A 13,796-nucleotide genomic window follows, 5' to 3' on the forward strand; every position below is an offset into this window, starting at 1 on the left:
GATCGGCGCACGCGATGAACTGCGTTGAGATGCCGTCGCCCAATTTCAACGACCGCCGGCTGCCGATCACGATGATCGTGCTGCATTATACCGGCATGAAGACCGCGCAGGAGGCGATCGACCGGCTGTGCGATCCCGCGGCCGAGGTATCGGCGCATTACCTGGTCGACGAGGACGGCGCGATCATCCGGCTGGTCGACGACGACAAGCGCGCCTGGCACGCCGGCAAGAGCCACTGGCGCGACATCGACGACGTCAATTCCGCATCGATCGGGATCGAGATCGTCAATCCCGGCCACGAACATGGCTATCGCCGCTTTCCCGAACCGCAGGTCGATGCGGTGGTGCGGCTGGTCGCGCACCTGAAGGACCGATACGAGATCACGCGCGGCAACATCGTCGGCCATTCCGACGTGGCGCCGGTGCGCAAGCGCGATCCGGGCGAGCTGTTTCCGTGGCACCGCCTGTCGCGGCTGCGGCTGGCGCTGCCGCGCCCGACCAAGAACCTGATGGACCCGTTCTGGGGAGAGGCGGCGTTCTGCCTGGCGCTGGAGCGCTTCGGATACGACGTCAGCGACCGGATGGCCGCGATCATGGCGTTCCAGCGGCGTTTTCGCCCCGAACTGATCGACGGAGAAATCGACGCGGAATGTCGCATGATCCTGCTGGCGCTGTTGCTGCCGCGTCCGCAGGGCGACGATTGACGCCGCTTCCCTAACCGGCGCCGGCACGCTAGGGGCAGGCGCGTCAGAGGGCCGGGCGGCCGCGTCATGTAGCGATACATGCCGAGGAAAGTCCGGGCTCCGCGGAACGACGGTGGCGGGTAACGCCCGCCGGCCAAGGGCGCGAGCCCGCGGTCAGGGACAGTGCAACAGAGAGCAGACGGCCTGGGCCTCGGCCCGGTCAAGGTGAAAGGGTGCGGTAAGAGCGCACCGCGCGCGCCGGTAACGGCCGCGGCACGGTAAACCCCACCGGGAGCAAGACCGAATAGGGGCGGCATGGGCGCAGCGATGCGTCCGGGGCGTGTTCCCGCCCGCTGCCCGGGTTGGTTGCTGGAGCGTGTCGGCAACGGCACGCCGAGAGGAATGGTCGCCCATCTTCCTTCGGGGAGTGGACAGAACCCGGCTTACAGGCCCTCTGACGTTTTCGTTGCCGCTGCCCCGTCCGTGTCGCGCGCAGGCGCGGGGCGTGCCCCCGGCCAACTGGTTCGGGCTGCACATCAACAACCCGTCCGTGTCGCGCGCAGGCGCGGGGCGTGCCGCTGCCAGCTGTCCCGATCGCGCCGACATGCTAGGGGCGCGGCATGTCAAAGTCCCATAGCAGCGGCGGCAGCGTCGAGGTGGATGGTGCCACCTACGACTGGCACCTTCAACGCGAACCGCATCAATCGGATGACGAAGGCTGGAAGGGGATGACGATCGCCCTTCAGCAGCGCGATGCCCGGCGCGAGGCGTGGGTGGAATTCCCGCCGCCCAAGCGGCTGTTGAAAGGCTTGCCGCGCGGTCGTCTTCCGCTGGACGATGCGACGATCACCCGATGCGTGCGGGCCGCCCTGTCGGCCGGCTGGGAGCCGGCGACGCGCGGCAAGCCAGTGGTGTTCACGGTCGACGCCGACGGTAACTGACGCGGCCGGCGGCGGCGCCGTTAGCGCGCGTCGGCCAGCCAGTCCGCGGTGATCGCGCCGCGGTGTCCCTCCGGCGCCAAGGCGGTGCGGAGCGCCTCCAGCAACGGCGGCAGCGCCTGCGTGAAGGCATAGGGTGGGTTGACGATGAACAGCCCGGCGCCGTTGTAGATGCCGGGCTGATCGGCGTCGTACAGCCAATGTTCGACGACCAGAAACTTCGGAATGCGCAGCGCGCGAAGGTGATGCTTCCACCGCTCGTGCGCGGTACGGTCCTTCAGCGGATACCAGATGACCGTCACGCCATGCGCCCATTTGCGGTGCGCGGCGGCGAGCGTCGCGGTGATGCGGTCGCGCTCGTCGGTCTGTTCATACGGCGGATCGACCACCACGATGCCGCGAGCGGTCCGCGTCGGCAGCATCGCCAGCCATAATTCATAGGCGTCGCGCTCATGGACCGCGGCGGGTGTGGAGCGCATCGCACCGCGCAATGCGCGGGCGTCCTCGGGATGTCTCTCATTCAGGATCAGCACGTCCTGCGGACGCAGCAGCTGCGCCAGGAACCGCGGCGAGCCGGGGTAGAGACGCGGTTCCGGCCCGACGTTCACCGCCCGGACGGCGGCGCGATAGTCGTCCAGCAGCGGGTTGGCGTCGGCAAAGGCGCGCAGCACGCCATGTGCCGCCTCGCCGGTGCGTAGCGCCTGTTCGCCGCCAAGGTCGTACAGCCCGCAGCCGGCATGGGTGTCGATCAGGGTCAAGGCGCCCGGCTTTTGCTGCAGCGCGCGGACAAGCTCGATCAGCAGGCGGTGCTTCACGACGTCGGCACTGTTGCCGGCATGGAAGGAGTGGCGGTAATTCATGGCCGTTCGAAACCCTGTCGATCAACGCCTGTGCCGGCGTGCGCTTCCTCGAACCGGCCCGGTGCGATGCCGTCGACCGACCAGTCGCCGATCGACCAGCGGACCAGCCGCAGCGTGGGCAGCCCGACCGCCGCCGTCATCCTGCGGACCTGCCGGTTGCGCCCTTCGCGGATGGTGATGCGCAGCCAGCTGTCGGGAATGAGCCTTCGCTCCCGGATCGGCGGCGTGCGCGGCCACACGTCCGGCGCGTCGATGCGCGCGACATCGGCAGGCAGCGTCATGCCGTCCTTGAGCCGGACGCCCTGCCGCAGGCGCGCCAGTTCCTGTTCCTTCGGATCGCCTTCGACCTGGACGAGATAGGTCTTGGGCATTTTGAAGCGCGGGTCGGCGATGCGCGCCTGCAACCGCCCGTCATCGCACAACAGCAGCAACCCCTCGCTGTCGCGATCGAGCCGCCCGGCAGGATAGACGCCCTTTACGTCGATGAAGTCCGACAGGGTCGACCGGACGGTCGGCGAACCACGGTCGGTGAATTGCGACAGAACGCCGAAGGGTTTGTTGAACAGCAGCAGCCGGGCCATCGCCGGCTCATATCGCCGGGCGGCGGCCATGTCTTCCGGCGCGTGCCGCGACAGCGGGCCACCCGTTGCACGCTTGGCGAGTGCGGCGCGCGCTCCTATGTGCGGGAGGAATGGCACGTATTCCCTCCCGATCGAACGACTGGGGCTTTCCCCGCTGGCGCGGCTATGGCGCCAACCGGGAAGCGACGACCGTGCGGTTGTGCGACCGCCACGGGTGCGAGGAACCGGGCGACTGCCCCGCGCCGAAATCCCCCAACAGCCCGGACCGCTGGTATTTCTGCCAGACTCACGCCGCCGAATACAATCGCGGCTGGAACTACTTCGAGGGGCTGTCGGCGGAGGAAGCCGCGCAGCGCGAGGCGGACGAGCGGCGCGATGCCGGCGGCTTCACCCAGTCGCGTCATCAGCAATGGGCCGGGCCGGGCGACGGCACCCGCTCACGCGACGAGATGCGCGCGCTGGAGGTGCTGGAGCTGGAGGTCGACGCGACGTTCGACGACGTGAAGCTGGCGTGGCGGCGGCTGGCCAAGTCGCATCACCCCGACGTGCGCCCCGGCGACGCGGATGCCGCGGCGCGCTTCCATGCGATCCAGGCGGCGTACGAGGTGCTGCGCAGCGCCGAGGACGCGCGCACCTGGCGCCCCGGGCCGGCGGAATGAAGGACCACGTCCGTTCCCATTGGGACGCCGCGCTATTGGTGTGCGGCAAATGTTCGAAGAAGATCGGCGGCGGGTTCGGCCCCAGGGGCAAGCGATCGCTGACGAAGGCGCTGCGCGACGAACCCGGTTTCGGCAAGGGGCGCAAGGCGGCGATCGGCGTGGTCGAGACGCGCTGCCTGGGCATCTGTCCCAAGGGGGCGGTGACGCTGGTGGACAGTCGCCGGCCCGGACGCTGGCGGATCGTGCCCGCGGGCGCGGACGTCACCGCGCTGACGCAGCTATTGGATCAGGAGGCGGTGTCCCAGGCGGCGGAATGACGCCCCCGGGATGATCCGCCGCGGGATGGCGGGGGGCGGTGCGATGCGCTACACGGCGCCATGCTTCAGGCCAGTTCCGGATACTCCGTTTCCGCCCGTCCCGCGACCGTCGCGCGGTGGCTGTACATGGTCGCGGCGCTGATCGTCGCGATGGTGATCGTCGGCGGGATCACCCGGCTGACCGAATCGGGGCTGTCGATCACGCAATGGAAACCGATCAGCGGCATCGTGCCCCCGCTGAACGATGCGCAATGGCAGGCCGAATTCGCCAATTACCAGCGCATTCCGGAATATCAGGAACTGAACCGCGGCATGACGCTGGCAGGGTTCAAGGCGATCTTCTTCTGGGAATATGTCCACCGGCTGCTGGGGCGGGTGATCGGCCTGGCGTTCGCCCTGCCGCTGATCTGGTTCGCGGTGCGGCGGCGGATCCCGCGCGGCTATGGCTGGCGGCTGACCGCGCTGCTGGCGCTGGGCGGGCTGCAGGGGGCGATCGGCTGGTGGATGGTCGCCAGCGGCCTGTCGGTGCGTACCGACGTCAGCCATGTGCGGCTGGCGGTGCATCTGGGGACCGCGCTGTTCATCCTGGCGGGGATCGTGTGGACCGCGCGCGACCTGCGCGTACTGGCCCGCAACCCGCTGGCGCGGCCCGCGCGGCTGCGCGGCGTGGCGGTGGTGGCGCTGGCGGCGCTGGCGGTCCAGATCGTGTTCGGGGCGTTCACCGCCGGGCTGGACGCGGGCTATGCCTTTGCCAGCTGGCCGCTGATGGGCGACGCGCTGTTCCCGGCGAACGTGCCGATGCTGGCCCCGGCATGGACCAATGCGGTCGACAATCCGGTGGTTGTGCAGTTCATCCACCGCTGGCTGGCGTTCGCCGCCGCGGGGGCGCTGGTGTGGCTGGCGGTGCGGGCGCGCCGGGCAGGCGCGCCGGGCGTGGCGGCGGCGGTCGTCGCGCTGGTGGCGGCGCAGATCGTGCTGGGGATCGCGACGCTGCTGACGGGCGTGCAGATCGTCGTCGCGGTCGCGCATCAGGCGAATGCCGCGCTGCTGCTGATCGCGGCGGTATCGGCGGCGCATGTGGTGGGCCGCCGCCCGGCATGAGGCGATCGGCATGGCTGGCGATGGCGGCTTTCCTTGCCGCCGCGCCCGCCGATGCGCGCTTCGCACCCGCTGCCGGCGCCTATCGGCTGGAACGGATCGAGGAGCGCGACGACGGGCGGCAGGTACGCCGCTTCGCGACGACGCGCATCGTGACGTTCGCGCGTCACGGCGCCGGCTATACCGCGACGATGCGGATCGTGCCCGACAGCGTCGCGGGCGACGACGGCTATCGCGCGGTACAGCGCGCGATGGCGGCGGTGCCGGTGGAGGTCGAGCTGGACCGCGAGGGGCGGCTGACCGGCGTGCGCGATCGCGACGGGGCATGGGCGCGCTTGCGCGCCGCGCTGTCGGCGATCGGGACGGCGAACGCCGCGGCGCTGCGGCTGCACGACGCGGTGCCCGCCGCGCAGCGCGACATCATCCTGGCCGAGCCGCTGACCGCGGCGATTGCGGCGGACCTGACGTCGCGCAAGCCGGGTGAGCGTCCCGTCACGCTGCCATATGCGCGCCATGACGGCACGTCGGGCCGGGCGAGCGGGGTGGAGACGACCGAGGTCATCGGCAACGCGATCATCGTCGCGACGGATGTCGCCGGGGCGGACGGCCAGGCCGTGTTCGCGCTCCGCCGGCGGGTACGCCTCGCGCCACGGTCGGGACTGGCGCAAGAGGTGGTGGAGCAGCGCCGGTCGCGTGACGGCGCGGCGTCGCTGGTGAAGACCGTCACTCTCCGCCTGACCCCTGTGGTATCATAATACCCGTCAGGAATGCCCCCGAAATGTTGACTTTCGCGCGGCGCGGCGGCAATGCGACCGCCAACGGCGCGCATGTCCGGCGGGATGGCGCGTCTTTTTCTTTTCGACGCGAACATAAGGTCTGAAGCCCCATGAAGGCGCTGATGAAGACCACCAAGGCGGCCAAGCCGCACGAGGTGGAGAAGAAGTGGCACATCGTCGACGCCACCGACCTGGTGGTCGGCCGCGCCGCAGTGGTGATCGCCAACGTCCTGCGCGGCAAGCACAAGCCGTCGTTCACCCCGCACGTCGATTGCGGTGACAATGTCATCGTCATCAACGCGGACAAGGTGCGGTTCACCGGCAACAAGCTGACCGACAAGGTCTATTACAAGCACACCGGCTATGCCGGCGGCATCAAGGGCATCACGCCGCAGAAGGTGCTGGAGGGCAAGTTCCCCGAGCGCGTTCTGGAAAAGGCCGTGGAGCGCATGATCCCGCGCGGGCCGCTGGGCCGCCAGCAGATGCGCAACCTGCGCATCTTCAAGGGCGCCGAACACCCGCATGAGGCGCAGAACCCCGAAGTCCTCGACATCGCCGGCATGAGCCGCAAGAACAAGGTGGGCGCATAATGTCCGACAACCGCCAGTCCCTTTCCGATCTGGGCGCCGCGCTGCAGCAGCAGCGCGAGGGCGCGGTCGAGCAGGCCGACGCCTCCGCCGAGGCCTATCTGGCCGGTGAGGTCGAAGCCCCGGTGCAGCGCGCGCCGCTGCGTCCGCAGGAACTCGACAAGTACGGCCGCGCCTATGCCACCGGCCGCCGCAAGGACGCCGTCGCGCGCGTCTGGCTGAAGCCGGGTTCGGGGAAGATCACCATCAACGGCCGCGACCAGGAAATCTATTTCGCGCGTCCGACGCTGCGTCTCGTCATCAACCAGGTGTTCGGCATCACCGAGCGCGAAGGTCAGTATGACGTCGTCTGCACCGTCAAGGGCGGCGGCCTGTCGGGTCAGGCCGGCGCGGTGAAGCACGGTATCAGCCAGGCGATCACCAAGTACGAGCCGGCGCTGCGCGCGCCGGTGAAGGCCGCCGGGTTCCTGACCCGCGACAGCCGCGTCGTCGAGCGCAAGAAGTACGGCCGCGCGAAGGCGCGTCGCAGCTTCCAGTTCTCGAAGCGCTAAGCTCTCCCCGGATCGCCATGCGATCCGGCAGGATGGGAAACGAAGGGGCGATCCGGCGACGGGTCGCCCCTTTCGCGTGATGTGTCAGTCGCGCGTCGTTTCGGTGACGGCGCCGGTAACCCAATCGTCGTCACGGTGACATGAAAACCGGCGACAGCATCCTTACGACGTCGGGTCGCGAACCGGCCCCGCGCGCAGACTAGCGTAAGGTTGAGCGGCTGACATGACAGCGACGATGACGACGGCGGGCGTGGCCCAGGCCTATGACCGGTGGGCCCCGATTTACGACCTGGTGTTCGGGCCGGTGTTCCGCCAGGGGCGGGCGAGCGCGATCCGCGCCGCCGACCGGATCGGCGGACGTATCCTGGAAGTGGGCGTGGGCACGGGCATCTCGCTGCCCGGCTATGCCGCGGGCAGCCGGGTGACCGGTGTCGATATCTCCGAGGACATGCTGGACAAGGCGCGCGACCGCGTCGCGCGGCTGGGCCTGCGCAACATCGACGCGATCCGCGTCGGCGATGCCGAGGCGCTCGACTTCGCCGACCAGAGCTTCGACGTGGTGGTCGCGCAATATGTCGTCAGCGCGGTCGCCAATCCCGCGCGCGCGCTGGACGAATTCGCGCGCGTGTGCCGCCCGGGCGGGGAGATCATCATCACCACCCGGGTCGGCGCCGAACAGGGCGTGCGCGGCGCGATCGAGAAGACGTTGATGCCGATCACCAGCCGGCTGGGGTTCCGCACCGACTTCCCGTTCGCGCTCTATACCGACTGGATCGCGACGCGCGGTGACGTCGAACTGATCGAGAAGCGCGAGATACCGCCGCTGGGGCATTTCTCGCTGGTCCGTATCGCCAAGCGGGAGAATGCATGATGCCGGCGATCCGCAAGCTTCGTTTCGAGGACGAACAGGGAAATCCCGGTTTCCGCGCGCAGCTGGCCGAGCAACGGTGGGACGACCACCGTTTCTATCACCACGATCTGGTCAACCAGAGCCTGCATTTCGTCAGCGCCTGCACCTTCATGACCGCCTACGCGCTGCTGTTCGTCGACGTCGCGCTGGCCAGCCTGCTGGCGTGGGGCGTGGCGATGACCAGCCGGCAGGCCGGGCACTTCTTTTTCGAGCCGAAGGGCTACGATCACGAGAATGACGTGACGAACGAATATAAGGAAGAGGTGAAGGTAGGCTACAATCTGATGCGCAAATACGTGCTGATGGGGCTGTGGCTGGCGGTGCCGGCGGTGCTGGCGGCTCAGCCGACGCTGTTCGGCATGCTGGACGAACCGGCGGGGACGATGGGCTTCCTGCGCCATGTCGGGTTCGGCTGGCTGTTGCTGGGCGTGGGCGCGATCGTGCTGCGGGTGACGCAATTGTGGATCCAGCGCGATCTGGAAACCGGGATCGTGTGGGCCACCAAGATCGTCACCGATCCGTTCACCGATTTCCGCCTGTATCGCACGGCGCCGGTCAAGCTGCTGAAGGGCCAGCGATCGGATCACCACGCCGCGGTGTGAGACGGGGCGGGGGTGCGCGACATCGCCCCAGCGCGGGCTGGGGCCTCCCGCGGCTCCCGTGCCGCGTGAACGGCGAAAGATCCCAGCCTTCGCTGGGATGACGTTGCGGGTGAGGGTGCGCAAAGGGGCCGAGCGTCTGGCCGAGGCGCTATCGCCCCAGCCGGGCGCGCAGCGCCTCCTTCAGCGCGCGGCGGCGCAGCTGTTTGTCGGTCGTCTCCGGGCCATCCCACCAGCCGTCCGCCTGCATCGCGCGCGCGGCGGCGACGAAGCGGCGCGCGATCTCGTCGAACAGCGCCTCGTCGATATCCAGGCTGAAGATCAGCCGCCCGGTGCCGACCCAGCTGAGCGCCAGCCCCTCGGCGCGGAGGTAATATTGCAGCATCCAGTTGTAGCGCGACGGGCGGGTGTAGAGCACCGTCCAGATCGTCGAGAGATTGGCGACGCCGACCGGCAGTCCGGCGTCGGCGAGCATGACGTTGAGCCGCGCGGCGCGCGCGTCCCAGCGTTCGTCCACGCCGTCGTACAGCGCGCGGATCTCGGGCGTTTCCAGCCGGCGCAGGAAGGCGTTGGTCGCCGCCATGACATAGGCGTGCGAGTTGAACGTGCCGCGCGCGAAGCAGATGTCGATCGGGCGATCGTCGCGCCACCGCTTCATCAGGTCCGCGCGCCCGGTCAGCACGCCGATCGGCAGGCCGCCGCCCAGCGTCTTGCCCCAGGTGATCATGTCGGGTTGCAGGCCGAAACGGCGTGCGACGCTGCCCGGCGCCAGGCGGAAGCCGACGAACACCTCGTCCATGATAAGCATGATGCCGTTGGTGCGGCATACCGCCGCCAGCCGCCGCAGCCAGCCGGCATAGGCCTCCAGATCGGCACCCGCGCGGCGTCCGCTGTCGACCAGCTGGCTGTCCGACGGGGCGCCGGCATTGGGGTGGAGCGCCTGAAGCGGGTTGACCAGCACGCAGGCGATATCCTTGCGCGTCGCCAGCACCTCCAGCGTGCGTTCCGACATGTCGGCCAGCGTCAGCGTGTTGTCGGCGGGGACCGGATTGCCGATGCCCGGCTGCACATCGCCCCACCAGCCGTGATAGGCGCCAGCGAAGCGGACCAGCCGGCGGCGCCCGGTGTGATAGCGCGCCAGCCGCACCGCCTGCATCACCGCTTCCGTACCGGACATGTGGAACGACACCTCGTCCAGCCCCGACAGGTCGCGCAGGCGCCGGACATTGTCGGCGACGATCGGGTGGAACGCCCCCAGCACGCCGCCCAGCGGCTCGGCGGTCTCCAGCGCCTCGCGCATCGTCGCCTTGTAGAAATCGTTGCCGAACAGGTTGACGCCATAGGAGCCGGTCAGGTCGATCAGACGGTTGCCGTCCAGGTCGACCAGCCACGCGCCGTCGGACCGTTCCAGGAACGCGCCGCTGGGCAGCTTGTCGCGGACGACCGCGCTGAACGGGAAGGGGACGCGGTAGCGGCCGGTGAATTGCAGGTCGGACAGGCCGGCGCGCGTCTCCGCGGTCAGCGCCAGCGTCTGCGGAAACCGCTGCGCGAACAGCGTCGACAGGCGTTGCAGGCCGTCGCGGCGGCGGGCGGCGACCGCGTCGTCGGCGCCGTCGGCGCGGAAGAAGGATTCCTCCGGGTGGGTGTAGAAGGGGATCTGCCCCGCCACCCGCTTGGCCATGCGGACATGCCCGCCCAGCGACGGATGCTTGGCGCGCGACAGGCGCAGGCGCGTGCGCGCCTTGGCGACGGCGACGATCCCGGCGGCGGTACCGGCGGCGATGGCGGCGGCAAGCTTGCTGTTCTGCATGGCGCCTTCCACTCCCTCACGATGACGCAGGTGTGACAATGCGCGGTGCTTTCCTTCGCCTCTTGATGCAGGAAGACCTGAATTTCCTGCTGACCAACCGTATTCCGCGGCGGCTGGCGACGCGGATCGTCGGGCGGATCGCGGCGATCGAGCATCCTTTGATCGCGCGGCCGGCGGTGGCGGCGTGGCGGTTCTTTTCCGACGTCGACCTGTCGGATGCGGAAACGACCCGCTTCGCCAGCCTGCGCGACGGCTTCGTCCGGCGGCTGCGCCCCGGTGCGCGCGCGTTCGATGCCGATCCGGCGGTGATCGCCAGCCCGTGCGATGCGATCGTCGGCGCGCATGGGCGGATCGAGGGCGACCGCGTCTATCAGGTGAAGGGCTTTCCCTATCGCCTGGGCGATTTGATCCCCGATCCGGCGCTGGTCGAGCGGTATCGCGACGGGTCGTTCGTCACGCTGCGGCTGACCGCGGCGATGTACCACCGCTTCCACGCGCCCGCGGACCTGACGGTGGAGGGGGTGACGTATCTGTCGGGCGACTGCTGGAACGTGAACCCGATCGCGCTCAAGCGGGTCGAGCGATTGTTCTGCCGCAACGAACGTGCGGTGATCGAAACGCGGCTGGACGCGGGCGGCACGCCGATGCTGCTGGTGCCGGTCGCCGCGATCTTGGTAGCGAGCATCCGGCTGTCGTTCATGGACACCCGACGGACACTGCGCGAGCAGGGCGGCGCGCGCGTCGCCTGCACGGCGCGCGCCGCCAGGGGGGACGAGATGGGCTGGTTCGAGCATGGCTCCACCATCATCGTGTTCGTGTCGCGCGGCGTGACGCTCGACCCCGCGCTGGTCGAGGGCGCGCCGATCCGCGCCGGCATGGCGCTGGCGCGGGTCAGCGGCGCAGCGGGCGACGCTGGCTGAGCGGAGAGACGCCGCTGTCGTTGAACGCCTCCACCGCGACGACATAATCCTGCCCGACGTCGAGCGCGCGCAGGTCGAGATACGCGCGGCCGTTGTCGCTTTTTAACGTATCGGCGAAGACCTGATAGGTCAGCGCGAGGCGATCGGGGCGGATACCCCAGCGGACATTGTAGCCGGTCGCCCCCTTCACCGGCGCCCAGGCGATACGCGCGTTGCGGGTATCGCGATCGCGCGTCGCGGTGACGCTGGCGGGGCGGGCGGGCGCCGTGCCGCCGCCGTTGCCGAATATGCGAATGTCGCTGATCGCCAGATGGGCGGCGCCGACATGGCCGTGGACGTAGCGCACATAGCGCAGGCGGGCAGGGCGCGGCAGTTCGAAATAGGCGTTGGGCCGGTCGCGCCGGCCTGCGCCGTGATCGGTCTGCGCGATCGTTTCCCATTGCGTGCCGTCCCGCGAGCCTTGCAACCGGAATTCGGTGTAGATGTCGTCCGCGTCGCCGAACCGGCCGGACTTGTAGTCGGCAAAGTTCACCTGTACCGCGCGCGCGGTCTTGATGGTGCCCAGGTCGAGCGTCAGCGTCTCGCCCGCGCGGTTGGCGCCGGCCAGCCAGAAGGTGCGCGGGTTCTCGTCGGTGACGTCGGCGGCGGGATGCTCCCCTTGGGTGGACGAGGCGATGGCGCTCGCGCGGTAGGACAGCAGCATCCAGCCGGTGAACAGCGATTCCGGATCGCCGACCGGGCCATCCGGCATCCGGTGCGGAAAGTCGCCGAAGCGGGTTGAGACCGACATCTGCCCGTCCGCGGCGAACGCCGCCGGCCACAGGCCGACGCGCCGTTCGAACGTCCAGTTATAGCCGATCCATGGCGTGCCGGTGTTCCACCAATTGCCATAGGCGTCCTGGAAGGTGGAGCCGTGCCCCGCGCCCTGTACGAACCCGCCGGGCTTGTACCCGACCGGGTTGTAGGGGGCGTAGGTGAACGGCCCCATCGCCTTGTCCGACACGTACACGCCGGTGGCGTAAACGTTATATTCCGTCCCCGGCGCGCCATATTGCAGGTAATAGCGCCCGCCGACCTTGTTGACCCACGCCCCTTCCATGAACGGCTTGATCGGCGTGCCGTCGGGCAGCCCGCCGCTGTGATCCTGACCGAAGCGTTCCCAGCCGTGCACGTCGGGGTGGAGCGACAGCAGCGGCGCGGCCGGCGCGTCATAGGTCATCCGCCCGTCGGCGAAGGTCACCGGCGCGCCGTACAGCGGGAAGACGTTCGAGGAATTCCAGTAGAGATACCAGCGCCGGTCGTCGTCCTGGAACAGCGCGGGATCCCATGGCCCGGGCGGGATCTGACCCGGCCTGATCGTATCCTCCAGCCCCGATTTCACCGCCCCGGGCAGCACCGGCATCCGGCGCACGAAGAAATCGAGCTTCCCGCTGGCCGGGTCGCTGGTCGACAGGATCGTCCCCTGATCGGTCATCGACGGCATGATGAGCAGCCGCTCGCCATCCGAGGTGACCGCGGGCGCGACGATGCTGTTCATCGGCCAGCGACTGGGCGTGACGAAGAGCCAGCTCACCAGATCGTCGGAGCGCCAATAGCCGTCCGCCAGCGTCAGGCAGAGGTAATAGGCGCCCTTGAACCGGACGATCACCGGGTCGGCGCCGGTGCGATAGGAGATGCCCTCGTTCGTCTGTTCGAAATTGTAGCGGTAATCGACGTCGATCGGGTTGGCGTAGGTCTTGGCGAGGACGGGGGTGGGGGCGGCAACGAGTGCCGCCATCGCGGTCGCTGGCAGGAAGCGGTACATGGTCAGTGCCCCTTGACGAACAGATTGGCGGTCAGCCGCCCGCGACGCGGATCGGGGTCGAGCGGCAGATCGGGCGGAATGATGCCGGAATGGAGCAGCGCGCCCTGATAGATGAGGACGCGGCCGGGCGCCGCGGCGACGCGCCCGATCTCCTCGAACGCGGCGTTGCTGCCGTCGATGTAGCCGGCGAGCGTCCCGGATTCGCGCCGTGCCGCCGCGACGAAGGTGGCCAGGGTGGCGGGCGTCACCGCCTCGATCCCGGTCGATCGCTGGCGGTAGAAAGCGGTGCCGCTGCCCGCCACCCCGCCGAGGAAGTGCATTACCGCCAGATAGCGCGGATCGGCGGAATCGACATGCGGCGCGCGCTGCGCCGGCGCGAGCCGGTCGGGAGCGGTGGTGACGATCGAGAAGCTCGCCTCGATCAGGTCAAAGCCGTCCATGTCGAACGCCCCGCCGATATAGGGCGCGCACGCCTCCAGCAGCGCACAGGCATAAGCGAAGGCGCCGGTATCCGCCTCGCGCAGGACGCGGCGGACACCGGGATAATTGGGGTTCGGCCCGCGCGGAAAGGGCGCCAGCGCGGCGGCGATATCGACCACGCCGGCAGGGTCGATATCCAGCCCGTCGAGCTGGACGACGCGATGCTCGCCCCTCCCGAAGCGCAGCAGCTGCGGGACCATCGCCGCTCTCCCGGTGCAACAGG

Annotated in this window: 16 protein-coding genes and 1 other RNA gene; 12 read left to right on the plus strand and 5 right to left on the minus strand. The window is 69.1% G+C overall.

Annotated elements, in window-relative coordinates:
• The first annotated feature begins 14 nt into the window (after positions 1-14).
• From COA07_RS00660 to COA07_RS00670, 3 genes are all read left to right on the plus strand, one after another.
• Positions 15-704, plus strand: a complete 690-nt coding sequence (locus COA07_RS00660) for an N-acetylmuramoyl-L-alanine amidase (RefSeq protein ID WP_066706147.1) — start codon at positions 15-17, stop codon at positions 702-704.
• A gap of 43 nt (positions 705-747) precedes the next feature.
• Positions 748-1,145: RNase P RNA component class A (rnpB, locus tag COA07_RS00665), an RNA gene on the plus strand.
• A 158-nt stretch (positions 1,146-1,303) separates the two neighbouring features.
• Complete coding sequence (locus tag COA07_RS00670; RefSeq protein ID WP_066706150.1) at positions 1,304-1,624, plus strand: hypothetical protein; 321 nt, start codon at positions 1,304-1,306, stop codon at positions 1,622-1,624.
• A 20-nt stretch (positions 1,625-1,644) separates the two neighbouring features.
• Here the strand turns inward: COA07_RS00670 and COA07_RS00675 are convergent, their stop codons facing one another.
• Positions 1,645-2,481, minus strand: a complete 837-nt coding sequence (locus tag COA07_RS00675) for a 23S rRNA (adenine(2030)-N(6))-methyltransferase RlmJ (RefSeq protein WP_066706153.1) — start codon at positions 2,479-2,481, stop codon at positions 1,645-1,647.
• Positions 2,478-3,062, minus strand: a complete 585-nt coding sequence (locus tag COA07_RS00680; RefSeq protein ID WP_066706156.1) for a pseudouridine synthase — start codon at positions 3,060-3,062, stop codon at positions 2,478-2,480. Before COA07_RS00680 ends, COA07_RS00675 begins: the two co-directional genes overlap by 4 nt.
• A gap of 110 nt (positions 3,063-3,172) precedes the next feature.
• Between COA07_RS00680 and COA07_RS00685 the strand changes: the two genes are divergently transcribed.
• The 8 genes from COA07_RS00685 to COA07_RS00720 all read left to right on the plus strand — a co-directional run bounded on the left by COA07_RS00685 (position 3,173) and on the right by COA07_RS00720 (position 8,562).
• Entirely contained in the window at positions 3,173-3,721 is a 549-nt protein-coding gene (locus COA07_RS00685) for a J domain-containing protein (protein WP_066706161.1), read from the plus strand.
• Positions 3,718-4,038 (plus strand): hypothetical protein, encoded by a 321-nt coding sequence (locus COA07_RS00690; protein WP_066706164.1) that lies wholly within the window; start codon positions 3,718-3,720, stop codon positions 4,036-4,038. The genes COA07_RS00685 and COA07_RS00690 overlap by 4 nt, the downstream gene beginning before the upstream one ends.
• A 60-nt stretch (positions 4,039-4,098) precedes the next feature.
• Positions 4,099-5,139 (plus strand): COX15/CtaA family protein, encoded by a 1,041-nt coding sequence (locus COA07_RS00695; protein ID WP_066706167.1) that lies wholly within the window; start codon positions 4,099-4,101, stop codon positions 5,137-5,139.
• A gap of 20 nt (positions 5,140-5,159) precedes the next feature.
• Complete coding sequence (locus COA07_RS00700) at positions 5,160-5,891, plus strand: hypothetical protein (RefSeq protein ID WP_066706171.1); 732 nt, start codon at positions 5,160-5,162, stop codon at positions 5,889-5,891.
• A gap of 131 nt (positions 5,892-6,022) precedes the next feature.
• Positions 6,023-6,502, plus strand: a complete 480-nt coding sequence (gene rplM, locus COA07_RS00705) for a 50S ribosomal protein L13 (RefSeq protein WP_082741059.1) — start codon at positions 6,023-6,025, stop codon at positions 6,500-6,502.
• Positions 6,502-7,050: a 30S ribosomal protein S9 gene (gene rpsI, locus COA07_RS00710; protein WP_083956644.1), complete on the plus strand. Its 549-nt coding sequence runs from the start codon at positions 6,502-6,504 to the stop codon at positions 7,048-7,050. Before rplM ends, rpsI begins: the two co-directional genes overlap by 1 nt.
• Before the next feature lie 235 nt (positions 7,051-7,285).
• Positions 7,286-7,921 carry a class I SAM-dependent methyltransferase gene (locus COA07_RS00715; protein ID WP_245841935.1) on the plus strand — a complete coding sequence of 212 codons (636 nt, stop codon included), beginning with the start codon at positions 7,286-7,288 and terminating at the stop codon, positions 7,919-7,921.
• Positions 7,918-8,562 carry a hypothetical protein gene (locus COA07_RS00720; RefSeq protein WP_245841936.1) on the plus strand — a complete coding sequence of 215 codons (645 nt, stop codon included), beginning with the start codon at positions 7,918-7,920 and terminating at the stop codon, positions 8,560-8,562. Before COA07_RS00715 ends, COA07_RS00720 begins: the two co-directional genes overlap by 4 nt.
• A 148-nt stretch (positions 8,563-8,710) precedes the next feature.
• Here the strand turns inward: COA07_RS00720 and COA07_RS00725 are convergent, their stop codons facing one another.
• Complete coding sequence (locus COA07_RS00725) at positions 8,711-10,369, minus strand: aminotransferase class III-fold pyridoxal phosphate-dependent enzyme (RefSeq protein ID WP_066706179.1); 1,659 nt, start codon at positions 10,367-10,369, stop codon at positions 8,711-8,713.
• 65 nt (positions 10,370-10,434) lie between these two features.
• On the opposite strand from COA07_RS00725, the gene asd reads away from it, so the two are divergent.
• A complete protein-coding gene (gene asd, locus COA07_RS00730; RefSeq protein ID WP_245841937.1) occupies positions 10,435-11,289 on the plus strand; it encodes an archaetidylserine decarboxylase in 855 nt (284 codons plus the stop codon).
• Here the strand turns inward: asd and COA07_RS00735 are convergent.
• Together COA07_RS00735 and COA07_RS00740 are read right to left on the minus strand one after the other, a co-directional pair.
• On the minus strand, positions 11,261-13,093 hold the full coding sequence (locus COA07_RS00735; protein WP_066706185.1) for a family 43 glycosylhydrolase: 1,833 nt from the start codon (positions 13,091-13,093) through the stop codon (positions 11,261-11,263). The genes asd and COA07_RS00735 overlap by 29 nt on opposite strands.
• 2 nt (positions 13,094-13,095) lie before the next feature.
• Positions 13,096-13,773, minus strand: a complete 678-nt coding sequence (locus COA07_RS00740; RefSeq protein WP_066706188.1) for a DUF6445 family protein — start codon at positions 13,771-13,773, stop codon at positions 13,096-13,098.
• Positions 13,774-13,796 lie beyond the last annotated feature (23 nt).

The sequence above is a fragment of the Sphingomonas adhaesiva genome, assembly GCF_002374855.1.
Lineage (GTDB): Bacteria > Pseudomonadota > Alphaproteobacteria > Sphingomonadales > Sphingomonadaceae > Sphingomonas > Sphingomonas adhaesiva.